Here is a 21,764-nt window from a genome sequence, read left to right on the forward strand (position 1 = left end):
ACCGCCGCGGGGCCATCAGGGAAGACCCTGAGGATCCCCTGAATTCCGCTGGACGTACTCCTTCCCGGGGGTCAGGCGCCCGCCGAACAGCTCGGGCACCGTGACGAACACGTACCCCTCGGCGGCCAGCCGGTCGATGATCTTCGGGACGGCCTTCACGCTCGTCGGATGGATGTCGTGCATCAGCACGATGTAACCCGGCCGCGCCGCCTTCAGCACCCGCTTCTCGACGTAGGCGGTGTCGCGGTGCTCCCAGTCGAGGGGGTCGACCGACCACAGCACCTGGGCCATCCCCAGCTCCCGCGTGATCTTCGTCAGCCGCTCGGAGGTCGACCCGTAGGGCGGCCTGAGCAGGGTGGGCGTGACCCCGGACGCCCGCCGGATCGCGTCCTGCGTCCGGGTCAGCTCGTCCATGATCTTCTTGTGGGACGCCCGCCCGAGGTCGGCGTGGGTGTAGCTGTGGTCGGCGATCTCGTGCCCGGCCTCCAGCTCGCGCCGCACGAGCTCCGGATGCTTCGCCGCGTTCTCCCCCACGATGAAGAACGTCGCCCGGACCTTGCGGGCGGCGAGGATGTCGAGCAGCTCCGCGGTGCTCTCCGCGGGCCCGTCGTCGAACGTCAGCGCCAGGCACTTGGCCCGCGCGCAGTCGGGCGGCGGCGGCTTCGGAGGCGCGGCCGGTCGCGGCGGGGTCTTCGCCTTCGCGGGCTCGGCGCGGGCGATGGGTCCCACCTGGCCCTGGGCCGGGGTGAGGGTGCTCAGGAGCCCGAACACCGCGACCGCGAGCACGGCTCCGGCCACCCGCCGAACAAGGTTCGGCCCGTTCATCGACACCCCCGCGTGATGATCCCCCGAAGGCGCCAGTCTAGGGCGCGGCCCCCCGGCCCGCCGGGGTCGTCGCCGCTGTGTCGGGAACCAGGGCGCCGCCGGTCTCGTTATCGTCGTACACCGCAAGCCCGCTCCGGAGCTCCTCCGGGCGGGACCCGACGACGGGGTGAGGGATGAGGTTCCGGGACCGGTTCGGGATCCGCAGGCACCGCGGGTCCACGGTGACCAGGCTCGACAGGGAGGCGACGGACTCCGACATCGAGGCGCTGATCGCCTTCGCCCGCGCCCGCCGCGGCGTCGAGTTCTTCGTCGAGCCCGAGACGTACGCCACCGACACCACGGCCGTCGCCGTCGCCCACGACGGCGAGTGGACCCGCCGCCGCGTCGGCTCCCCCAAGGTCATCGGCAAGGTGGCCCGCGACCTCGGCCTGCCCGTCTACGACGTCCAGATCGTCGGCTACCCGCCCCGCATGCGCGCCTGGAACGACCGCAACCGCGACCGGCGCATCGACCCCGGCACCCCGGGCCAGGCCGTCTCCTCCTGACCCGCCCGCGGAGTCCCGGAGGCCGGAGGCCGGGGGCCCTCGGGTGGCGCGGGTCGCGGGCTCGTCCCCGTGCTCGGCGTCCTGGTCGATCCGGGGCCGATGAGTCTTGGTAGCGGCCGGAGTCAGTTTGGTCATGACTACGCAGGTACTCGAGACTCCCGAGGTCGACCTCGTCTACGACGTCCACGGGCCGCCGCCGGCCGCCGGCGGGCGCCCGCCGCTGTTCATGGTCGGCCAGCCCATGGACGCCGGCGGCTTCGGTGCGCTGGCGTCGCACTTCCCTGACCGCACCGTGGTCACCTACGATCCGCGCGGTCTCGGCCGCAGCATCCGCAAGGACGGCCGCGTCGACCAGGTGCCCGAGACCCAGGCCGGCGACCTGCACGCCCTCATCGAGGCGCTCGGCGCGGGCCCGGTCGAGATGTTCGCGAGCAGCGGCGGGGCGGTGACCGCGCTCGCGCTCGTGACCGCCCACCCCGAGTGCGTGACCACCCTCGTGGCGCACGAGCCGCCGCTCATCGCGGTGCTTCCCGACGCCCGGGCCGCCGAGCGCGCCCGGGCCGGCGTCCGCGACGCCTACGAGGACGCGGGCTCGGGCGCCGGCATGGCGGCCTTCATCGTGATGACGTCGTGGCAGGGCGAGTTCACCGACGCCTACTTCGCCCAGCCCGCGCCGGACCCCGCCGCGTTCGGGCTGCCGACCGAGGACGACCGGTCCCGTGACGATCCGCTGCTGTCCGACCGGTCGTGGGCGATCAGCGACTACCGGCCCGACGTCGACGCGCTGACCGCGGCAGCGGCAAGGACCGTGATCGCGGTGGGCGAGGAGTCCGGGGATACCTTCACCGCACGCACCTCGGTGGCGATGGCCGAGCTGCTCGGTCAGCGACCGGCCGTCTTCCCGAGTCACCATGGTGGCTTCGTCGGCGGCGAGTCCGGCTACGCCGGGCAGCCCGAGGCCTTCGCGCGCAGGCTCCGCGAGGTGCTCGACGACGCCGGCTGACAGTGGTCCTTCAGAACCCGGCGCCCAGGTGCTCGGCATGCTCACGCTGTCCGCCGCCCTCGCGGCTGCGGTCACCCACGACGCCGCACGCGCCACCGACCTCCGTCTGCACCATGGCTTTCCTCCCGGTAGTCCGGTCACCAGGCCGCTCGCGCTCCGCCGTTCGCCGAACGGTCCAGGTTCTGCGGACGGGCCATGCCCGTCCGCAGTTTGGCGGGTGCGATGCCTGCGTTGACCACTTCGCGGAGGATGACGGCCATGGAGTAGGCGGGGTCGGCGTCCAGGGCGCGCTGCAGGGCGACGTTGGCCAGGCCGCCGTCGCCGGCGGAGTAGGCGGCGAAAGCCAGCAGGGACGCGGGCGCCGGGACGCGGGCGGGGTCGACGCGGCGGACGATGTCGCGCCAGAACGCGATGTCGGCGGCCGATGCGTCCTCTTCGAGGCGGATCCAGGTCTCGTCGCGGACGCGCGGGTCGGTGAGGACGAGGCCGAGCCAGGCGACCTCGTCGTCGGTCGGGCGGGAGCCGGTGCGGGCGCGGGCCGTCAGCGCGAGGACGAAGGCGAGGTCGTCTTCGGCGGACGAGATCGGCCGGGCCAGGTAGCGCCGCTCGGCGCGCTCGGCGGCGCGGCGCATAGCGGTGCGGGCAGGGCCCTCGGGCGGCCGGACGGAGGCGATCAGCTCGGCGCGGTCGGCCAGGGCCACGTGGCCTCCGAAGGTCGCCTCGGCGGCGACGGCGCTGGCGGAGATGTCGTACGGGGTGCCTTCGGGTGGGCAGCAGACGTCGTCGCAGGTGAGCGACCACCAGCGGCCGTCGGCGACGCGGATGGCCTCGGCGACGGGGACGCCGGCGGCGGCCAGGGCCGCGCGCATGGGCCGGGCGGCCTCCGCCACCTCGCCCGGCGGGCCGTACCCGAGCAGGAGCGAGCGGGCGAAGCCGTTGCCGGCCAGGACGGCGGCGACGCGTTCGGCGGCGCCCGGCGCCGGTAAGTCGAGCCGGATCGCGCATGTGCCGCCGGATCGTCCCTCGAAGCCGATGACGACGAGGCTGCGCGAGGGGTGGAAGCCGAGCAGGTAGGGGACGGCCGCGATGGCGTCCTGGGCGGAGCGGATCACCAGTGATGTCATGGGTCGAGGTTGTCAGGGGCGGCGGAGGCGCCGCCGCGACTCTCGGAACTGTGGATAACTCCCGGGTGATTCGGGGCGCGGTCGTGCGGGACGGGACGCGGGTGTCGGCCGCGGGCGGTAGCGTTGGGCGACGTGCCCGCCCCTGATCTGCTGACCGGCAGCGAGACCCAGATTCCCGACATGGCGACCCTGCTCGCCGCGGCCGTCGCGTCCGTCGGGGGCGCCGAGCGCCCCGGGCAGGTGGCGATGGCGCGGGCGGTCGAGAAGGCCATCGACTCCGGGGAGCACGTCGCCGCGCAGGCCGGTACGGGGACGGGCAAGTCGCTCGCCTACCTGGTCCCCGCGATCCGCCACGCCGTCAAGGAGAAGACGACCGTGGTGGTGTCCACGGCGACGATCGCGTTGCAGCGCCAGCTCGTCGACCGCGACCTGCCGCGGCTCGCGGAGGCCCTCGGCCCGCTGCTCGGGACGGAGCTGAAGTTCGCGATCCTCAAGGGGCGCCGCAACTACCTGTGCCTGCACCGGGTGCAGACGGGCGTGCCGGAGGAGGAGGACGGCGGGCCGAGCCTGTTCGACCCGCAGCAGCTGTCCACGCTCGGACGGCAGGTCAAGCGGCTGAACGAGTGGGCCGAGGAGACCAAGACCGGCGACCGCGACGAGCTGGTGCCGGGGGTGGGCGAGCAGGCGTGGCGGCAGGTCGCCGTGACGGCGAAGGAGTGCCTGGGCGCGCAGCGGTGCCCGCAGGGCAGCGAGTGCTTCGCCGAGCTGGCGCGGGCGGAGGCCGGCGAGGCGCACATCGTCGTCACCAACCACGCGCTGCTGGCCATCGACGCCCTGGAGGAGTTCCAGGTCCTGCCCGAGCACGACGTGGTGATCGTCGACGAGGCCCATGAGCTGGTCGACCGGGTCACCTCGGTCGCGACCGGGGATCTGAGCGCGGCCGGTGTGGAGACGGCCGCGCGGCGGTGCGGGCGGCTGACCGAGGAGCACCTCGCCGACCGGCTCAAGGAGGCCGCCGAAGGGCTCGGCCTCCTGCTGGAGGAGATGCCCGCGGGCCGGATGGACGTCCTGCCCGGCGGCCTGGGCAACACGCTGGCGTCCGTCCGGGACGCCGCGCACGCCTGCGTCACGGCGCTCGGGCCCGAGAAGAAGGACGCCGACCCCGGCGACATGGCCGCGCGGAAGGCGGCGCGGTCCTCGCTCGAGGAGCTGCACGACACGGCCGTGCGGATCCTGGAGGCGTTCCAGCCCGAGATGGCGCAGCGCTTCGACGTGGTGTGGCTGGAGAAGCCGTTCGTCCCGGAGGGGCGCCCGAAGCGGCCGCCGGCGCTGCACGTGGCGCCGATCGGTGTCGGCGGGCTGCTGCGCGCGACGCTGTTCGAGCAGCGCACCGCGGTCCTCACGTCGGCGACGCTCACGCTGGGCGGGTCGTTCGAGCCGCTCGCCCGCCAGTGGGGGCTGCCGCCGCTGGACGAGGGCGGCCCGAAGGACGCCAAGACCGCCGCCGAGGGCCTCGCGCGGACCGCGACGGAGAAGGGCGAGGAGACCGAGGTCGTCTGGTCGGGGCTCGACGTCGGTTCGCCGTTCGACCATCCGAAGGCGGGCATCCTCTACGTCGCGCGGCATCTGCCGCAGCCGGGGCGGGACGGCCTCGCCGACGCCTACCTGACCGAGATCACCGAGCTGATCGAGGCGGCGGGCGGGCGGACGCTCGGCCTGTTCTCCTCGATGCGCGCCGCGCGCCAGGCCGCCGACGAGCTGAAGGACCACCTGTCCCACCCGCTGCTGTGCCAGGGCGAAGACTCCACGTCCCTGCTGGTGAAGCAGTTCGCCGAGGACGAGCGCACCTGCCTGTTCGGCACCCTGTCGCTCTGGCAGGGCGTGGACGTCCCCGGCCCCTCGCTGCAGCTCGTCATCATGGACCGCATCCCGTTCCCGCGCCCGGACGACCCGGTGTCGTCGGCGCGGTCCCGGGCCGTCGCGGCGCGCGGCGGCAACGGGTTCATGGCGGTCGCGGCGACGCACGCGGCGCTGCTGCTCGCGCAGGGCGCGGGCCGGCTGCTGCGGTCGATGGACGACCGCGGCGTGGTCGCCGTCCTCGACCCGCGGCTCGCCACGGCCCGCTACGGCGGCTTCCTCAAGAACTCGCTGCCGCCGTTCTGGGCGACCACGGATCCCGCCGTCGTCCGCGGCGCCCTCCGCCGGCTGGACGCCGCCGCGACGTCGTCCTAGCCGCGGTAGGCGGAGAGGAACTCGCCGATGCGCCCGACGGCGTCCTCCAGGTCGTCGGCGTACTGGAGGGTGACGATGCGGAAGTGGTCGGTGGACGGCCAGTTGAAGCCCGTCCCCTGGACGATGAGCAGCTTCTGCTGCTCCAGCAGGTCGAGGGCGAAGCGCATGTCGTCCTCGATCGGGTACATCTCCGGGTCCAGGCGCGGGAAGACGTAGAGGGCGCCCGTGGGCTTGACGCAGCTGACGCCCGGCAGGTCGTTCAGGAGTTTCCAGGCGCGGTCGCGCTGCTCGCCGAGGCGTCCGGTCGGCAGGACGAGGTCGTCGATGCTCTGGTAGCCGCCGAGCGCGGCCTGGATGGCGTGCTGCCCCGGGACGTTCGGGCACAACCGCATGTTGGCGAGGATGTCGAGGCCCTCGATGTAGGACTCGGCGTGCTCCTTCGGCCCGGACAGCACCACCCATCCCGAGCGGAACCCGGCGACGCGGTAGTTCTTCGACAGGCCGCCGAAGGTGAGGCACAGCAGGTCGGGGGCCAGGGACGCGATCGGGACGTGCTCGGCGTCGTCGTAGAGGATCCGGTCGTAGATCTCGTCCGCGAAGATGATCAGGTTGCGGCGGCGGGCGACCTCGACGATGCGCGCGAGCACCTCGCGCGAGTAGACGGCGCCGGTCGGGTTGTTCGGGTTGATGATCACCAGCGCGCGGGTGCGGTCGCCGATCTTGGACTCGATGTCGTCCAGGCTCGGCTGCCACCCGTCGTCCTCGTCGCACAGGTAGTGGACGGGGGTGCCCCCGCACAGCGACACCGACGCCGTCCACAGCGGGTAGTCGGGCGTCGGGATGAGCACCTCGTCGCCGTCGTTGAGCAGCGCCTGCAGCGTCATGACGATGAGCTCGGAGACGCCGTTGCCGAGGTAGACGTCCTCGACGTCGACGCCGGTGACGCCGCTGTCCTCGAAGCGCTGCACGATGGCGCGGCGGGCGGGGAGGATGCCCTTGGAGTCGCTGTAGCCGTGCGCCTCCGGCAGGTTGCGGATCATGTCCTGGAGGAGCTCGGGCGGGGCCTCGAACCCGAAGGGGGCCGGGTTGCCGATGTGCAGCTTGAGGATCTTGCTTCCCTCGTTCTCCAGCTGCTTGGCGCGCTTGAGGACCGGCCCGCGGATGTCGTAACAGACATTGGTCAGCTTGCCCGACTGGTTGACCTGCATGGACTTACCTTAGCCACGGCGCGCCCGCGACACGCGGCCCGCCCCGCGACGGCCTCGCGACCTGGGAGGACGCCCCGTTCCCCCGGCGTGGCGCCGGGGGAACGGGGACGGGTGCGTCACGGTACGGCGATGTCACGGTGCGGCGACGTCACGGGGCGGCGATGGCGGACAGGATCGCCAGCCGCGCCGCGCGCCGCGCGGGACGGATCGCGGCGAGCGCCCCGGCGACCGCGCCGACCACGGCGATGACCGCGACCTGCGCGAGGGGTGGCGCGAACGGGTTGCCGAGGGCGGTGCCGAGGCCCCAGCCCAGGAACACGCCAAGGACGAGCCCGCCGCCGGTGCCGAACAGCGCCACGATGACCGATTCCCAGCGCACCATCGACCGGATCTGCGGGCGCGTCGCGCCGACCGCACGGAGCAGGCCGAGTTCGCGGGTCCGCTCGTGGACGGCCAGCGACAGCGTGTTGGCGATGCCGAGCAGCGCCACAACGATGGCCAGGATCAGCATCCCGTAGACGACGCTGACGAAGCCGGCCATCTCCTCGGTCTGCGCCGCCACGAACTCGTCCCGCGACTCCACCTCGGGCGCCCCGTACGGCTTGGCCAGCGCGGTGAGGGCCTGCCGGGCGGACGCGACCGACGCGCCGGGCTTCAGCTCGACGAACGCCCTGGTGTCCAGCGGCTGCCTGGTGTGCGCGTCCCATACGGTCCGCGGGACGAGGTAGTCGCCGGTCAGATCGGTGTTGCCGTAGACGGCGCCCACGGTGAGCTTCTGCGAGGCGCCGTCCGCGAACGTCACGCCGACCGCGGTACCCACGCGCCAGCCGTTGTCGTCCGCGGCCTTCTTCGAGACGGCGAACGTACCGGCGTCGTCGAGGCCGCCTTGAGTGACGTCCAAGTCGAGGACGCGGCACAGGCTGGACGGGTCGGCGACACTGACGGTGGACGGCGCGCCGTTCACCCGCATGCTGCCCGTCCCCATCCCGGCGACCTCGCCCACCTGGGGCAGTTTCGCCGCCTCCCGCACGAGCGAGGTGGCGAACCCGCCGGTCTCGTTGGTGCCCGCGTCCACGACGATCGGGCCGTCGAACGACCCGGCCACGCCGTCCTCCAGGGAGGCGCGCAGCGATCCGAGGAACACCGTCATCAGCGTGACGACCCCGACGCCGATCATCAGCGCGGTCGCCGCGCCGGCCGTGCGCGCCGGGCTGCGCGTGGCGTTGTCGCGCGCGAGCTTGCCGGACACGCCGCGCAGCCGCGCCGCGGGCCCGCCGAGCAGCGCCGCGACGGGGCCGGCGGCGACGGGGCCGAGCACGACCATCGACACGACGGTCACGACCGCGCCCGCGGCCGCCATCGCCATCTGCCCGGTGGCCGCGCCGAACGCGACGGTCCCGACGGCCACCGCCGCGAAGACGCCGCCGACGATGACGCGGGTCTCCGACGGCCGGGACGCCTCGGCCGAGACCTCGCGCAGCGCGGCCAGCGGCGGCACCCGCGACGCCTTCAGCGCCGGGCCGAGCGCGGCGGCCAGCGTGACCAGCAGGCCGACCGGGACCGCGATCATGACCGTGGTGGCGGCGACGGTGAGGCCCTCCAGCGCGATCCCGATGCGGAAGCGGACGAACAGCTCCCGCAGCAGGGCGGCGAACCCGAGCCCGCCGGCGAGCCCGGCGAGGGTCGCGGCGGCGCCGATCACCAGCGCCTCGACGCCGACGATGGTGACGACCTGGCGGCGCCCGGCGCCGAGCGCGCGCAGCAGGGCCGACTCGCGGGTCCGCTGCGCCATCGTGATCGCGAACGTGTTGTGGATGCTGAACGCCGCGACCAGCAGGGCCACCCCGCCGAACGCGGCCAGGACCGTCCGGAACACGCGCAGAAAGCCGTTCTGGACGAGGCTCATGCCCTCCTCGACCTGCGCCTTCTTCGTGAGCGCCTGGACTCCGGCGGGCAGCGCCGCCCGCACTCGGGACGCCAGTTCCGCCTGGTCGACGCCGTCCTGCGCGCGGACGGAGACGCCGCTGATGCGGTCGGCGCCCTTCGCGACGTGGGCCCGGGCGCCTTCGAGGGAGAAGGCCGTGAACGACGTCTCGCCGAAGGCCTCCTCGTCGCCGAACATGCTGATGCCGACGACGGTCACCGGGACCTTCTCCGGCGTGAGGACCGCCGTCCGGTCCCCCACCTTCAGGCGGCCCTCGTCGGCGAACATCTTGTCGATGACGACCTCGTCCGGCGCGCGGGGCGCCCGCCCTTCGGCGAGCCGGTAGGGGTTGAGCTTCGGGTCGGTCTTCCAGTTGCCCGCAGTCCGGGGGCCCCGCGACTGGATCACCGTGCCGTCCTTGGCGAGGAGCTGCCCCGACCCCTCGATGGTCGGCTCGGCGTTGGCGACGCCCTGCACCCTGCGCACCCGGTCCAGGACGGACGCGTCGATCTGCCCCCGCGCGCCCCACGGCGCGTCGCTCACCCTGGTCGCGTTCCTGACGACCACGTCCGTGTCGCCGTACGCGCTGGAGACGTACCCGTCGATGCTCGCCGCGAGGGTGTCGCCCAGGACGAGCGTCCCGGTCAGGAACGTCACGCCGAGGAAGACCGCCAGCAGGGAGCCGGCCAGGCGGCGCTTGCGTCCCCACAGCTCCTTGAAGACGAGCCCGGTCATCGGTGGTCCCCCAGCCCTCGCATGCGGTCGAGCACGCGGTCGGCCGTGGGGGCGTCCATGACGTCCACGACCCGGCCGTCGGCGAGGAACACCACCGCGTCGGCGTGCCCGGCGGCGACCGGGTCGTGGGTCACCATCGCCACGGTCTGGCCCAGGTGGTCCACGGCGTCGCGCAGCAGCGCCAGCACCTCGGCGCCGGTGCGGGAGTCGAGGTTGCCGGTCGGCTCGTCCGCGAACACGATCTGCGGGCGCGTGACCAGGGCGCGCGCGAGCGCCACCCGCTGCTGCTGCCCGCCCGACATCTCCGCCGGGCGGTGCGACAGCCGGTCCCCCAGCTTCAGGACGCGGACGACCGTGTCCAGCCATTCCCGCTCCGGACCCGCCCCCGCGAGGGTCAGGGGCAGGAGGATGTTGTCGCGCGCCGTCAGCGTGGGGAGCAGGTTGAACGCCTGGAACACGAACCCGATCCGCTCGCGCCTGAGCCGGGTCAGGCGGCGGTCCGACAGTGCCCCGAGCTCCTGGCCCCCGACGTAGACCCTGCCGGACGTCGCGTCCTCCAGGCCCGCGACGCAGTGCATGAGCGTGGACTTCCCGGCCCCGGACGGACCCATGATCGCGGTGAACCGCCCGGCCGGGAACTCCACGCTGACGTCGTCGAGCGCCCGCACCGCCATGGCGCCGGACCCGTAGACCTTGCCGAGGCCCACCGTGCGGGCGCCGCCCGCGCCGGCGTCCTCGGCGATCGATCGCCTTGCTTCCGCTGCGTTTCCCATGACCGGGATCGTGGCCTCACGCCACGGGGCCCGTCGTCGGGCCAGGAGATGCACTGCGCCTGCTCCCCGGGGAGGCCCGCGCCCGCCGCGGGTACGTCCGGCGCGGTACGGCCGGCCGGCGAAGATCAATAAGACCCGGCGTCCAATTGTGATGCGGGCAACATACATGCAGGCTTGATTGCATGTATGTCGCGCTCGTACCTTCGGAGCGTGTCAGTAAGCAGCCGCAGACGTCACCGGCTCGCCTCCCCCGGGCGCCGCACCCAGGAGGAGCGCCGGTCGCGCACGCAGGCCAGGCTCCTGGAGGCCACCACGGAGTGCCTGGTGGACCTCGGCTGGGCCGGGACGTCCACCACGGAGGTGGCGCGCCGCGCCGGCGTCTCGCGCGGCGCGCAGCAGCACCACTACCCGACGAAGATGGTCCTCGTCGCGGCCGCGCTGGAGCACCTGCTGGAGGCGCAGCGCCTGGCCTACGAGACGGCCTTCGCGGTGCTGCCGGCGGAGCGCCGCAACGTGTCGGGGGCGCTCGACCTGCTCTGGGAGGTGTTCCGCGGCCGCCCGGCCAAGGCCCTCATGGAGCTGGCGGTGGCGGCCCGCACCGACGACGAGCTGCGGCCGCTGTGCCGCGACCTGAACGAGCGGATCCTCCAGGTCATCACGGAGACCTTCGAGCGGCTGTTCCCCGACAACACCCTTGCCCCCGACTTCGTCTCGACGACGCTGCGCACCCTGTTCGCCATGTTCGTCGGGCTGTCCATCCAGAACGCGCTGGACGACGACGCCGACGGCCACCAGGCCGCGGTGCTGCGCCAGGTCAAGGACGTCGCGCAGTTGATCGTCCCCGAGCGGGGCCAGGCGGAGGCCCCGCCCCGCACCGGCCCCTAGCCACGACCCGTCACACATCGGCCCCGGCCGACCGCACCACCCCGAGGGAGCGTCCCCCATGCCGAAAGCCCCCACCGAACTCGCCGACGAGGTCCGCGAGCAGGTCAAGGACAAGAAGTCGTACCTCGGCGTCATCGACCGGCTGAACAAGGCCTCGGTCGAGAAGCACTGGGAGGCCTACGCCGACATCCCCTGGGACGACCCCGAGTTCCTCGTCGACAAGAACGACCCGCGCTGGGTGCTGCCCCCGTTCGATCGGCTCGGGGAGACGGAGTGGTACCAGTCGCAGCCCCAGGAGGTCCGGTCGCAGATCGGCCTCTGGCGCGTCGCCACCGCGATGAAGATCGGGCTGCAGTTCGAGAACCTGCTGAAGCGCGGGCTGCTCAACTACGCCTACCGGCTGCCGAACGGCCGCCCCGAGTTCCGGTACGTCTACCACGAGACGACCGAGGAATGTCACCACGGCATGATGTTCCAGGAGTTCGTGAACCGGACGAAGATGCCGATCCGCGGCATGCCGCGCGCGCTCAACCTCATCGCGCAGGCGGCCCCGTGGATCCCGCTGGTCAGCACCGAGATGTTCTTCGTCTTCGTGCTCGGCGGCGAGGACCCCATCGACTACGTCCAGCGCAAGTCCCTCAAGGGCGGGCACATCAAGCACCCCCTGGAGGAGACCATCATGAAGATCCACATCGCGGAGGAGGCCCGGCACATCTCGTTCGCCCGGCACTACCTCAAGCACCGGGTCCCGACCATGCACCCGTTCCGTCGCCGGATCCTCGGCATCGCGACGCCCGTCGTCCTCGGCGTGATGGCGCGGATCATGCTGTCCCCGCCCGGGCCGATGGTGCGGCACTTCGGCATCCCGAAGGACGTCGTCCGCGCCGCCTACAAGAACGACGCGGCACAGGCGGAGATCGCCAACTCGGTCGGCAAGATCCGCGACCTGATGGCCGAGCTCGGCGTCGTCACGCCGGTGAACAAGCAGGTCTGGAAGGCCTTCGGCATCTGGGACGAGCCCAAGCAGCGCCGCGCCGTCGAGCCCGCCAGGGCCGCCTGACCCGCCTCCCGGCCCCGGCCACCTCCAGAGCGAGCGCGAGGACGAGTCGGCGGCGGCGAGTTTGTCGCCGCGGTGAGTACCGGCGGCCCGCACCGCCGCCTACAATCCACGCAATTGAACAGAAGATCCAATTAGCCAGTGCGGTCCGGGCTCGCCCCACCCCCGAGCCCGGACCCGCTGTCGACCGAGCGGAGCGCGCAATGAGCATCGCGATCGTGACCGGAGGAGCGTCCGGCATCGGCCGTGCGATCGCCACGTCCCTGGTGGCGCGCGGCGACACCGTCGTGGTCACCGACATCAACGCCGAGGGCGCCGCGCGGGTCGCCGACAAGCTGAACACCCTCGGCAGGGGCAAGGCCGCCTCCGCGGCGCTCGACGTCACCGACGCCGACGCCGTCACCGACCTCTACAAGGGCGTCAAGGCCGACCACGGGCGCCTCGACCTGGTGTTCAACAACGCGGGCATCGCGGTCGGCGGGCTGGCCGAGGAGCTCACCCTCGACCACTGGAACCGCGCCATCGACATCAACCTGAAGGGCGTCGTGCACGGCGTCCACGCCGCCTACCCGATCATGCTGGAGCAGGGCCGCGGCCACATCGTCAACACCGCCTCGCTCGCCGGGCTCGTCCCGATGCCGATCGGCATCCCCTACACCGCCACCAAGCACGCCGTCGTCGGCCTCTCCCTCGGCCTGCGCGCCGAGGCCGCCGGACGCGGCGTCAAGGTCAGCGTGGTGTGCCCGAGCTTCGTGGACACCCCGCTGCTGCACAACGTCAACCCCGACCTGCCCGAGACCCCGCTGAGCGGCGACGCCACCGGCGACATCGCCAAGGCGGCCCCGCGCCTCTACACGGCCGAGAAGCTCGCCCGCGACATCATGCGCGGCGTCGCCAAGAACCAGGCCCTCATCGTCGCGCCCGCCCACGGCCGCCTCGCCTGGCGCGGCGTCCGCCTCAACCCGGGCGCGGCCGTCCGCGTCGCCCAGATCGCCGTCAACCGCATCCGCGCCGGCCAGTAGGACCGCCACCCGCTTCCCCTTCGACCTGCGACGTCTTCGGGTGTCGCGGGTCGAAGGCGTGGCGCTCGCACCGCTCCGACTTCCGCGAGGGCTGTGGGGCGTGCCCCGCATAGGCTGGGCGACGTGGAACGCATCCTGGTCAGCTCGTGCCTTGCCGGGCGGCCCGTCCGCTACGACGGCGCGGCCAAGCCGGTGTCCGGCGGCCCCTTCGAACGCTGGCGCGCCGAGGGCCGCCTCGTCCCGTTCTGCCCCGAGGTGTCGGGCGGCCTGCCCGTCCCCCGCCCCGCCGCCGAGATCGTCGGCGGGGACGGCGGCGACGTCCTCGACGGCACGGCCCGCGTCGTCACCGGCGGCGGCGCCGACGTCACCGGCGAGTTCCTCCGCGGCGCCCGCCTCGCTCTGGAGGCCGCGCAGCGGTCCGGCGCCCGTCTCGCCCTGCTCAAGGAGGGCAGCCCGTCCTGCGGCGGCCACCGCGTCTACGACGGCACCTTCACCGGCGCGTCCGTCCCCGGATCCGGTGTGACGACCGCACTCCTGCGCCGCTCCGGCATCCACGTCTTCACCGAGGACGAGCTGGACGCGCTGCAAGCCCTCCTGAACGACCTGGAGAACTGACGCCCGCAGACGGCGTCCAGTCCTTGCGGCTCACGGCCGGGAGACCGGCGGTTCGAGGGGCGGCAGGGTCTCCCGCCTGCTGCTCTGCCGTGGCGGCAGAGGGTCGAGCACCGGGTTGGTGAGGTGCTGGTAGATGATCGAGGTGCGGAAGCTGACGATTTCCCGACGGTTGGTGAACTGGTCCAGGAGGAACGCGTGCAGATGGTCGATGTCCTGGGCCGTGACGTGGACGAGGAAGTCGTCGCTGCCGGCCATCGTGTAGACGGAGACGACCTCCGGCAGCCGGGTCACCGACCGTTCGAAGGCGCCGACGACGTCTCGGCGCAGCGGCCGGACCTGGGTGAACACCATCGCCTGGACCGAGCGGTTGAGCGCGGGCAGCGACACCTGGGCCCGGTATCCCCGGATGATGCCGCGCTTGTGCAGAAGCCTGGTGCGTTCGAGGCAGGTGGACGGCGCGATGCCGAGTTTCTCGGCGAGGGCGCGGTTCGACTGCCGACCATCGGCCTGCAGATGATGCACGATCGCCGTATCAAGTTCGTCCACGGTTGCCTCCCCGACGCCGTTCCGAATTTAGTTCGGCGCACAGCCAATTGAGCCGCACAACACTCTAGCTTCGGGCCATGAGCCGAGCATTCACCCACGAAGAGGTCGTCATCCGGTGCGGACGCCGCTCACGGCTGCCGCTGATCGTCGCCGTCCACTCCCGTCTTCTGGGCCCGGCGGTGGGCGGCTGCCGGTTGCGCCGCTACGACACCTGGCAGGACGGACTGACCGACGCCCTGCGCCTGTCGGAGGCCATGACCTACAAGGCCGCGGTGGCCGGTCTGGACTTCGGGGGCGGCAAGAGCGTGATCGTCCTCGACCGGGAGACCGAACTCACCGGGGACCTGCGCGAAGCCGTGCTCCAGGACCTGGGCGAGCTGGTCGGCTCCTTCCAGGGCTCCTACCGGACCGGCCCCGACGTCGGCACCGGCCCAGAGGACATGACGATTCTGCGGCGCTTCTCGCCGTACGCTTACTGCGCGCCCGAGAAGGACGGCGGGACGGGCGATTCCGGCGGCCCCACCGCCGTGGGAGTCCTGGCCGCCCTGCACGCCGGCGCCCGTCACGTGTTCGGCGACGTCTCCTGCGCGGGCCGCACCGTGGTGATCAGCGGATTCGGGTCGGTCGGCAGCGGCATCGCCGCCGGCCTGGCCGCCGAAGGCGCGCACATCGTGGTGTCGGACGTGGAGCAGTCCCGCAAGAACGCCGCCCTGGCGTGCGGCTACGGATGGGTCGAACCCGATCAGGCCCTGTACGCGCCGGCCGACATCCTCGTCCCGGCGGCCGTCGGCGGCGTCCTCGACGAGGCGACCGTCCCCCGTCTCACCGCGCCCCTGGTCGTCGGCCCGGCGAACAACCAGCTCACCGGAGAGTCCGTCGCCGACACCCTCTCGGAGCACGGCATCGTCTGGGTCCCGGACTACGTCGCCAGTGCCGGGGGCATCGTCTACGCTCTCAGCCGGGAATCGGAGAATTGCAGCCACGAGGCCGCCCAGAAGAGGGTGGAGGGTATCGGCGACACCGTCAGCCATGTTCTCGGCCTGGCCCGCACGACCGGAATCACCCCGCTGCGGGCCGCCCGGGAGATCGCCGAACGCCGGCTCGCCTCCGCCGCCTCACACGTCCGCGCCGACCGATGACATGGTCTGGACGACGCCGGGCACCTCGTTCCCGCCACCGAGGGCTTCCCCGGCGCCTTGCCCTGCTCCCCTCCCCCAGGAAGGCAGAAGATGGACGACACGCCCCGCCGCAGGAGAAGCGAGATCTTCGGTGAAGAGGAGGACGGCCGATTCGCCTTCCCCGCCGTCGGGGACGAGCGGGCGTTGCTCACCGGCGTCCTCGCCGCGCAGCGGTCGACCCTGGAAGTGAAGTGCGCCGGCCTGAACGCCGAGTTGGCCCGGCGGTCGGCGGAGCCGTCCACGCTGTCGCTGCTCGGCCTGGTCCGGCATCTCGCCGACATGGAGCGCCGCTGGTTCGGGACGGTCCTGGCCGGCCGGGACGCGCCCGCCCGCTTCTCCTCCGCCGAGGACCCCGACGGCGATTTCGACGGCGCCGCCCCGGACCCCGAGGTCATCGCCGGCGCCTGGCGCGCCTGGCGGGAGGAGGTGGCCTTCGCCGACGCCTACATCGCCGAGGCGCCGCACCTCGACGTCGAGGGCCGCGACGCCTGGCGCGGGCGGGTCTCCCTGCGCTGGGTGCTCATCCACATGATCGAGGAGTACGCACGGCACAACGGTCACGCCGACCTGCTCCGCGAACGCATCGACGGCGCGAGGGGCCTGTGAGCGAGGACGGGACGGGCCCGCGCCCCGGCATCCCCATCGCGGCGCGCACTGGGCGGCCGCCAGCGCACCGGCTCAAGCCATGAAACGGGTGATCTGCTCGGGGGTCAGTGCCGGGACGGGGAGCGGTCGCGCCGCCTCGGAGCGCAGCCCGTCGAGGAAGAACCCGAGGCAGCGCCGCCAGGCGTCGGGCGCGACGTCCGCCGACTCCCGGATCACCTGCGACATCGCCCACATCAGCGTCACGACGTCCTGCGGCTCGAAGTCGGGACGCAGGGCGCCGGCCTCCTTGGCCCGGGCCATGATCGTCACCAGGTGCCCGAATCCCCGATCGCAGGCGGTGTTCAACTCGGGGGCGAGCGGGAAGCGCCGGGCGAGCGCGTCGTTGAGCCCCCGGTCCTCGGCCTGCAGCGCGAACAGTCCCTCGATGTAGACGACGAACCCGCTCCAGGGATCGGGATCGGCCAGGGACCGCTCGACGATCTCGTCCAGCGCGGCCAGGCGGGCGGGGAAGATGGCGTCGAAGAGGCTCTCACGCGAGGGAAAGTGGTTGTAGAGCGTGCCGATGCTCACGCCCGCCCTCCGCGCGACCTCGTCCAGCGGCGCGTCCAGGCCGCGTTCCCCGAACACGGCCGCGGCGGCGGCCACCAGCTTGTCCCGATTCCGCACGGCGTCCGCCCGAAGCGGCCTGCTCTTTCCGGCCATGCCTCCATCCTATGAAGTTGAGGAAAGCCTCAAGTTTCATGCTAAATTGAGGCCAACCTCAACTTACAGGAGTTGCGCATGTCCTCCACGACCGTCGTCATCGGGGCCGGACCGGGTCTCGGCATGTCCGTCGCCCACCGCTTCGGACGCGAAGGCCACAAGATCGTGCTCATGTCCAGGAACGGGGCGCGCCACCCCGGCTACATCGCGGCGCTGGAGGCCGAGGGCGTCGAGGCCACGGCCATCGCGGCGGACGTCCGCGACCGCGACGCGCTGCTCGCCGCGCTCCGCGGGATCGGCCACGTCGACGTCGTCTACTACGGCCCCGGCGCGTCGGATCTGAACGCCCGGCCCGTTCCCATCACTTCGGCGGACGTGCCGGCCGCCCAGGAGGCGATGCGCTCGGTGTATCCCGCGATCGACGTGGTCGGCGCCGTCCTGCCCGGCATGCTGGAGCGCGGCGGCGGCGGGCTGCTGTTCGCGGGCGGCCTCAGCGCGGTCGTCCCGATGCCCATGCTCGGCGGTCTCGCGCTCTCCTCGGCGGCCCTGCGGAACTACGCCCTGACGCTCAACGCGGCCCTGACCGAGAAAGGGATCTACGCCGGGACGCTGACGATCGGCGGCCTGATCGAACGCGGCGACATCCACCGGATGGTGACGTCCCAGCAGGACGGCCTGGACGGTCTGGACGGCCTCAGCATCCCCACCCTCGATCCCGACACCATCGCCGACACCGCGTGGGACCTCTACGCCAAGCGCGACCGCGCCGAGGCGGTCTTCAACGCGCTGGCCTGAACCGGTCCCCTCAGGTCGGCCGGTCCTGCTGGGCTGCGGTGAGCGCCTGCTCCACCGAGTCGTAGAGCGGAATGCCCTTGGTGACCGGCGGCACCGGCTCCGCGATGCCGGTCAGCCGGTGAAGCCTGCGGTGCCGTTCGTGAGTGGAGACGAGCAGAACGCCCCCGCCTCGTTCGAGCAGGCGGTAGTGAGCCCCCATCAGCACGCCCAGACCCGGCGCGTCGACGTGGTCGGCATCGTCAAGGTCGACGATCACGTGGCGGGGGCCCTGCTCGCCCTGCCACCTCATCGCGGCGAGCAGTTCCTCTCGCACACCAGGGGCCGTGTAGACGTCGAAGTCCCCCGCCACACGGACGATGGCGGGGGGCTGGTCTCACGCGTGCTGCATGTGCGATCTCCTCATCTGTCCTTGGCCGACTATGGGACGCGGCTCGCTCTTCGACCGTTCCGCCCAGGCGTTCCCCGTGTGCGAGCATCCGGCCCGCGGGGCGGCCGAGCCGCCACCCCGGCGGCGCCCCCGCGGCCGGGGCCGCTACGCGGGGCGTGACCGCTCCGAAGTGAAGTCGAGCGCGCCGGGGTGAGGGTCGGCGATCTCGTCGGCGATGCCCGTGAGCAGGCTCAGGGCCGCGGCCGAAGGGGTGCCCGGGTCGGCGGTGAACACCGCCATGCGCTGGCCCTCGTCGTTGGACAGCTCCATGATCTCGTTGTTCAGCGTCATCGCCCCCACCAGCGGATGCCTGAACTCGCGAACGTACCGGACGGCGCAGTTCTGGACCGGATACGCCGCCCACAGTGACGCGAACTCGGGGCTGTGCACGGCGAGCTCGCCGATGAGGCCGGTCAGCTCCGCGTCGTGGGGGTGGCGGACAGAGGTCATCCGGACGTCCGCGACCGTGTCCCGGGCCTTGGTCCGCCAGTCGGCGTACAGCTCGCGCGTGTGCGGATCCAGGAAGACGAGGCGGGCGATGTTCGGGCGTGCATGGGGCTGGTCGGGCGCCTCGAAGGGGAGGTGCCCGGCGAGCAGCGCGTGCGCGGCGCGGTTCCAGGCGAGCACGTCGTAGCGGCGGCCCATGATCAGCGCTGGGGTGTCGCCGAACGCGCCGACCATGAGCCGGACGGCCGGGCGCAGCCGCTCCGGCCGCGGGCGCCTGCGCGGTGCGGACTTCTGGCGGGCGAGGCTCCGCAGGTAGGCGTGCTCCGTCTCGTCCAGCTTCAGCACTCGGGCGATCGCGTCGAGGACGGCCTCCGAGGCGTTGGGGCTCTGGCCCTGCTCCAGGCGCGTGTAGTACCCGGCGCTGACGCCCGCGAGCTGCGCCAGCTCCTCGCGGCGCAGGCCGGGCACACGCCGCCGCCCGCCGTAGTCGGGCAGACCGACGTCCTCGGGACGGAGCCGTGCGCGACGGCTGCGCAGGAACTCGCCGAGCGCGGATCGCTGCTCCATGCCGTCCAGCATGCTCGCTTCCGCCCTTTCTCGCCTGCACCTGCCAGGTGTAGGCACCGCAAGCGTGCTCTCAGCGAGGGGCTGGGTAGCGCTCGCGATTCGCCGCAGGGTGGGCAGTGCCGGGACGCCGCCGTGCGCCCCGGCACGACACATCAGGAAAGGCGAACATGACGAACGATTCGATCCGGCTCGCGCGCTCCAGCGCACTCGACCGCCGCGAATGGCTGACCCTGGTCACCCTGTGCGGCGCCACGTTCATGACGGGACTGGACTACTCCGTCGTCACCGTGGCCCTGCCGGAGATAGGACGCGATCTGGGCTTCGCGACCACCGGTTCGCTGCAGTGGGTCGCGACGGCGAGCCTGCTGCCGACCGCGAGCCTGCTCCCCCTGTTCGGCCGCGTCTCCGACATCGTCGGGCGCCGCCGGCTGTTCGCCCTCGGAGTCGTCCTGTTCGGCGGCTTCTCCCTTGCGGCGGCACTGGCGAGCGCGCCCGCACCGCTGATCGCCGCCCGCGCGGGCCAGGGCGCGTCCGCCGCGATGATCACTCCGACGGCCGTCGCGCTGCTGACGGCGGCCTTCCCCGAAGGACCTCGCCGGACGCGGGCGCTGGGCGTCAACGGCGCGGTGCTGTCGCTGGGATTCGTCCTCGGCACCCTGGGCGGCGGCGTCATCACCAGCGGGCTGAACTGGCGCTGGACCATGCTGCTCCTGGCCGCCATCAGCGGCCTGGTACTGCTCGGCACGACCACTCTGCCGCGAGACATCGGCACCCGCGCCACGGCCCGGCTGGACGTTCCCGGTGCCGTACTGGCGAGCGTCGGCCTGTTCGCTCTGGTCTACGCCATCTCGACGGGCGCGGACGCAGGGTGGGCGAGCGCGCCAACGCTGGGGTCCCTCTCGCTGGCCGTGCTCTGCCTGAGCGCGTTCCTCCTGGTGGAGCGGCGGCACCCGGTCCCACTGATCCCGCTGGACCTGCTGAACAGGCCGACGGTGAAGTGGGGCGGCCTCGTCGGTTTCGTCACCCTCGGCATGTGCGGCGGTACGACGGTCCTTCTCAGCCTCTACATGCAGGACGTCCTCGGCTACCCGGCTCTCGCCACGGGCGCCGGTTTCCTCGCGGAAGGCATCGCGGCCCTCGTCGCGGGCCTGCTGGCCGTCCGCCTGATCACAGCGCTGGGCAGGGCACGCGCCATGAGCCTCGGCCTCGCCGTGCAGGGCCTCGGCACAGGCGCGATGATCCTTCTTCCGGTGGAGGGCGGACTCCCTCTCCTGCTCACCACGTCCGGCGCCATGGGCTTCGGTCATGTCCTGACGGTCGTCTCCTTCATCACCGCCATGACGTCCGGTCTGCGGGACGACGAACAGGGCGCCGCAGGCGGCCTGTCGCAACTGCCGCAGTTCCTCGGGGGCATCGGCACCGCCGGTCTGGCGGCCATCGCCACTGCCCGCACGGGCGCGCTCTCGCCCACGACGGACAAGGTCAACGCCACCCTGGGCGGCCTGCATGCGGCCACTCTGGCGGCCGGCCTCATCTGCCTTGCCGCCAGCGCCCTACCGCTGCTCCTCCGGTCGGCACCCCTCCGTCCGGCCGCCGGCACGAGCCGTTCCAGAAGGCAACGCACCTCCTCGTAGCGGAGCCCCGCACGGTCGATCTTGACAGGCAAGCGCATACTTGCCTAACGTTGGGTGAGTGGGAGACATGTTCAAGGCGTTGGCCGACCCCACCCGGCGCACCATCCTCGACGAGCTGACCCGCCAGAACGGCCAGACCCTCTTCGAGATCTGCGGCCGCCTGACGACCACGCACGGGCTCGGCTCGTCGCGGCAGGCGATCTCGCAGCATCTCGACGTCCTCGAGGCCGCCGGCCTGGTCGAGACCAGACGCGAGGGCCGGTACAAGTTCCACTACATCAACACCGGCCCGCTCCAGTACATCGTCGAGCGGTGGCTCCGCAGGGCCACGGGCCCTGAGCGCCCGTGACGGCGGCACCGACGAAGGCCGAAAGGGAACCGAGATGAGAATCAAACTGACGAGCGTGTTCGTGGACGACCAGGAGAGGGCCCTCAGGTTCTACACCGACGTACTGGGGTTCGAGAAGAAGCACGACGTTCCCCTCGGCGAGGACCGGTGGCTGACCGTGGTGTCCCCGAAAGACCCGGACGGCACCAATCTGCTTCTCGAACCGAGCAGCCACCCCGCGGTGAAGCCGTTCAAGGAAGCGCTCGTCGCCGACGGCATCCCGTTCGCCTCGTTCGACGTCGACGACGTCAAGGCCGAGTACGACCGGCTGCGCGGTCTCGGAGTCCGCTTCACCCAGGAGCCCGTCGAGATGGGCCCGGTCGTCACGGCCGTGCTGGACGACACCTGCGGCAACCTGATCCAGATCGCCCACCGGCCCGTCTGACCGGCCACCAGGGCAAATGAGAAAGGCCCCGCCGGTAACGGCGGGGCCTTTCTACAATATGTGTCCGGCGGCGTCCTACTCTCCCACACGGTCTCCCATGCAGTACCATCGGCGCTGAAGGGCTTAACTTCCGGGTTCGGG

General features: G+C 72.4%; 22 protein-coding genes and 1 rRNA gene. 13 read left to right on the top strand and 10 right to left on the bottom strand.

Annotated elements, in window-relative coordinates; translation table 11 throughout:
- Positions 1-15: 15 nt before the first annotated feature.
- A complete protein-coding gene (locus ABD944_RS32430) occupies positions 16-798 on the bottom strand; it encodes a polysaccharide deacetylase family protein (protein ID WP_345183170.1) in 783 nt (260 codons plus the stop codon).
- 200 nt (positions 799-998) lie between these two features.
- Here ABD944_RS32430 and ABD944_RS32435 point away from each other — a divergent pair, with 200 nt between their 5' ends.
- Positions 999-1,370: a hypothetical protein gene (locus ABD944_RS32435; RefSeq protein ID WP_345183172.1), complete on the top strand. Its 372-nt coding sequence runs from the start codon at positions 999-1,001 to the stop codon at positions 1,368-1,370.
- A gap of 133 nt (positions 1,371-1,503) precedes the next feature.
- Complete coding sequence (locus tag ABD944_RS32440) at positions 1,504-2,373, top strand: alpha/beta fold hydrolase (RefSeq protein ID WP_345183174.1); 870 nt, start codon at positions 1,504-1,506, stop codon at positions 2,371-2,373.
- Positions 2,374-2,510: 137 nt separating this feature from the next.
- On the opposite strand, the gene ABD944_RS32445 is transcribed toward ABD944_RS32440, so the two are convergent.
- On the bottom strand, positions 2,511-3,497 hold the full coding sequence (locus ABD944_RS32445; RefSeq protein ID WP_345183177.1) for a DUF4192 domain-containing protein: 987 nt from the start codon (positions 3,495-3,497) through the stop codon (positions 2,511-2,513).
- Positions 3,498-3,677: 180 nt separating this feature from the next.
- On the opposite strand from ABD944_RS32445, the gene ABD944_RS32450 reads away from it, so the two are divergent.
- Positions 3,678-5,729 carry an ATP-dependent DNA helicase gene (locus tag ABD944_RS32450; RefSeq protein ID WP_345183219.1) on the top strand — a complete coding sequence of 684 codons (2,052 nt, stop codon included), beginning with the start codon at positions 3,678-3,680 and terminating at the stop codon, positions 5,727-5,729.
- Here the strand turns inward: ABD944_RS32450 and ABD944_RS32455 are convergent.
- The 3 genes from ABD944_RS32455 to ABD944_RS32465 form a co-directional block, all read right to left on the bottom strand.
- The gene (locus tag ABD944_RS32455; RefSeq protein ID WP_345183179.1) at positions 5,726-6,937 is read right to left on the bottom strand and encodes a pyridoxal phosphate-dependent aminotransferase; all 1,212 of its coding nucleotides are present in this window, start codon (positions 6,935-6,937) and stop codon (positions 5,726-5,728) included. The two genes, ABD944_RS32450 and ABD944_RS32455, sit on opposite strands and share 4 nt — an antisense overlap.
- Before the next feature lie 148 nt (positions 6,938-7,085).
- Positions 7,086-9,596 carry an ABC transporter permease gene (locus ABD944_RS32460; protein ID WP_345183181.1) on the bottom strand — a complete coding sequence of 837 codons (2,511 nt, stop codon included), beginning with the start codon at positions 9,594-9,596 and terminating at the stop codon, positions 7,086-7,088.
- Entirely contained in the window at positions 9,593-10,369 is a 777-nt protein-coding gene (locus ABD944_RS32465) for an ABC transporter ATP-binding protein (RefSeq protein ID WP_345183183.1), read from the bottom strand. Before ABD944_RS32465 ends, ABD944_RS32460 begins: the two co-directional genes overlap by 4 nt.
- A 210-nt stretch (positions 10,370-10,579) precedes the next feature.
- Between ABD944_RS32465 and ABD944_RS32470 the strand changes: the two genes are divergently transcribed.
- The 4 genes from ABD944_RS32470 to ABD944_RS32485 all read left to right on the top strand — a co-directional run bounded on the left by ABD944_RS32470 (position 10,580) and on the right by ABD944_RS32485 (position 13,948).
- Positions 10,580-11,254 (top strand): TetR/AcrR family transcriptional regulator, encoded by a 675-nt coding sequence (locus ABD944_RS32470; protein ID WP_345183185.1) that lies wholly within the window; start codon positions 10,580-10,582, stop codon positions 11,252-11,254.
- Between the two features lie 58 nt (positions 11,255-11,312).
- A complete protein-coding gene (locus ABD944_RS32475; protein WP_345183187.1) occupies positions 11,313-12,314 on the top strand; it encodes an AurF N-oxygenase family protein in 1,002 nt (333 codons plus the stop codon).
- Positions 12,315-12,514: 200 nt separating this feature from the next.
- On the top strand, positions 12,515-13,333 hold the full coding sequence (locus ABD944_RS32480; protein WP_345183189.1) for an SDR family NAD(P)-dependent oxidoreductase: 819 nt from the start codon (positions 12,515-12,517) through the stop codon (positions 13,331-13,333).
- A gap of 123 nt (positions 13,334-13,456) precedes the next feature.
- Positions 13,457-13,948 (top strand): 2-thiouracil desulfurase family protein, encoded by a 492-nt coding sequence (locus ABD944_RS32485; RefSeq protein ID WP_345183191.1) that lies wholly within the window; start codon positions 13,457-13,459, stop codon positions 13,946-13,948.
- Between the two features lie 30 nt (positions 13,949-13,978).
- On the opposite strand, the gene ABD944_RS32490 is transcribed toward ABD944_RS32485, so the two are convergent.
- Positions 13,979-14,494 carry an Lrp/AsnC family transcriptional regulator gene (locus ABD944_RS32490; protein WP_345183193.1) on the bottom strand — a complete coding sequence of 172 codons (516 nt, stop codon included), beginning with the start codon at positions 14,492-14,494 and terminating at the stop codon, positions 13,979-13,981.
- A 77-nt stretch (positions 14,495-14,571) separates the two neighbouring features.
- Between ABD944_RS32490 and ABD944_RS32495 the strand changes: the two genes are divergently transcribed.
- Positions 14,572-15,633: a Glu/Leu/Phe/Val dehydrogenase dimerization domain-containing protein gene (locus tag ABD944_RS32495; RefSeq protein ID WP_345183195.1), complete on the top strand. Its 1,062-nt coding sequence runs from the start codon at positions 14,572-14,574 to the stop codon at positions 15,631-15,633.
- A 90-nt stretch (positions 15,634-15,723) separates the two neighbouring features.
- Entirely contained in the window at positions 15,724-16,278 is a 555-nt protein-coding gene (locus ABD944_RS32500; RefSeq protein WP_345183197.1) for a DinB family protein, read from the top strand.
- Between the two features lie 72 nt (positions 16,279-16,350).
- Here the strand turns inward: ABD944_RS32500 and ABD944_RS32505 are convergent, their stop codons facing one another.
- A complete protein-coding gene (locus ABD944_RS32505) occupies positions 16,351-16,980 on the bottom strand; it encodes a TetR/AcrR family transcriptional regulator (protein ID WP_345183199.1) in 630 nt (209 codons plus the stop codon).
- A gap of 78 nt (positions 16,981-17,058) precedes the next feature.
- Between ABD944_RS32505 and ABD944_RS32510 the strand changes: the two genes are divergently transcribed.
- Positions 17,059-17,775: an SDR family NAD(P)-dependent oxidoreductase gene (locus tag ABD944_RS32510; RefSeq protein ID WP_345183201.1), complete on the top strand. Its 717-nt coding sequence runs from the start codon at positions 17,059-17,061 to the stop codon at positions 17,773-17,775.
- Between the two features lie 10 nt (positions 17,776-17,785).
- On the opposite strand, the gene ABD944_RS32515 is transcribed toward ABD944_RS32510, so the two are convergent.
- On the bottom strand, positions 17,786-18,124 hold the full coding sequence (locus tag ABD944_RS32515; RefSeq protein ID WP_345183203.1) for an STAS domain-containing protein: 339 nt from the start codon (positions 18,122-18,124) through the stop codon (positions 17,786-17,788).
- 183 nt (positions 18,125-18,307) lie between these two features.
- Positions 18,308-19,216 carry a helix-turn-helix transcriptional regulator gene (locus ABD944_RS32520; protein WP_345183205.1) on the bottom strand — a complete coding sequence of 303 codons (909 nt, stop codon included), beginning with the start codon at positions 19,214-19,216 and terminating at the stop codon, positions 18,308-18,310.
- A gap of 167 nt (positions 19,217-19,383) precedes the next feature.
- Here ABD944_RS32520 and ABD944_RS32525 point away from each other — a divergent pair, with 167 nt between their 5' ends.
- The 3 genes from ABD944_RS32525 to ABD944_RS32535 all read left to right on the top strand — a co-directional run bounded on the left by ABD944_RS32525 (position 19,384) and on the right by ABD944_RS32535 (position 21,623).
- Positions 19,384-20,850, top strand: a complete 1,467-nt coding sequence (locus tag ABD944_RS32525; protein ID WP_345183207.1) for an MFS transporter — start codon at positions 19,384-19,386, stop codon at positions 20,848-20,850.
- Between the two features lie 67 nt (positions 20,851-20,917).
- Positions 20,918-21,199, top strand: coding sequence for an ArsR/SmtB family transcription factor (locus ABD944_RS32530; protein WP_378188805.1), 282 nt, complete (start codon positions 20,918-20,920; stop codon positions 21,197-21,199).
- Positions 21,200-21,233: 34 nt separating this feature from the next.
- Complete coding sequence (locus tag ABD944_RS32535) at positions 21,234-21,623, top strand: VOC family protein (protein ID WP_345183211.1); 390 nt, start codon at positions 21,234-21,236, stop codon at positions 21,621-21,623.
- A 62-nt stretch (positions 21,624-21,685) separates the two neighbouring features.
- Here ABD944_RS32535 and rrf read toward each other — a convergent pair.
- A 5S ribosomal RNA gene (gene rrf, locus ABD944_RS32540) occupies positions 21,686-21,764 on the bottom strand; the annotation flags it as partial.

The sequence above is a fragment of the Actinomadura verrucosospora genome, assembly GCF_039540335.1.
GTDB classification, from domain to species: Bacteria; Actinomycetota; Actinomycetes; order Streptosporangiales; family Streptosporangiaceae; genus Spirillospora; species Spirillospora verrucosospora.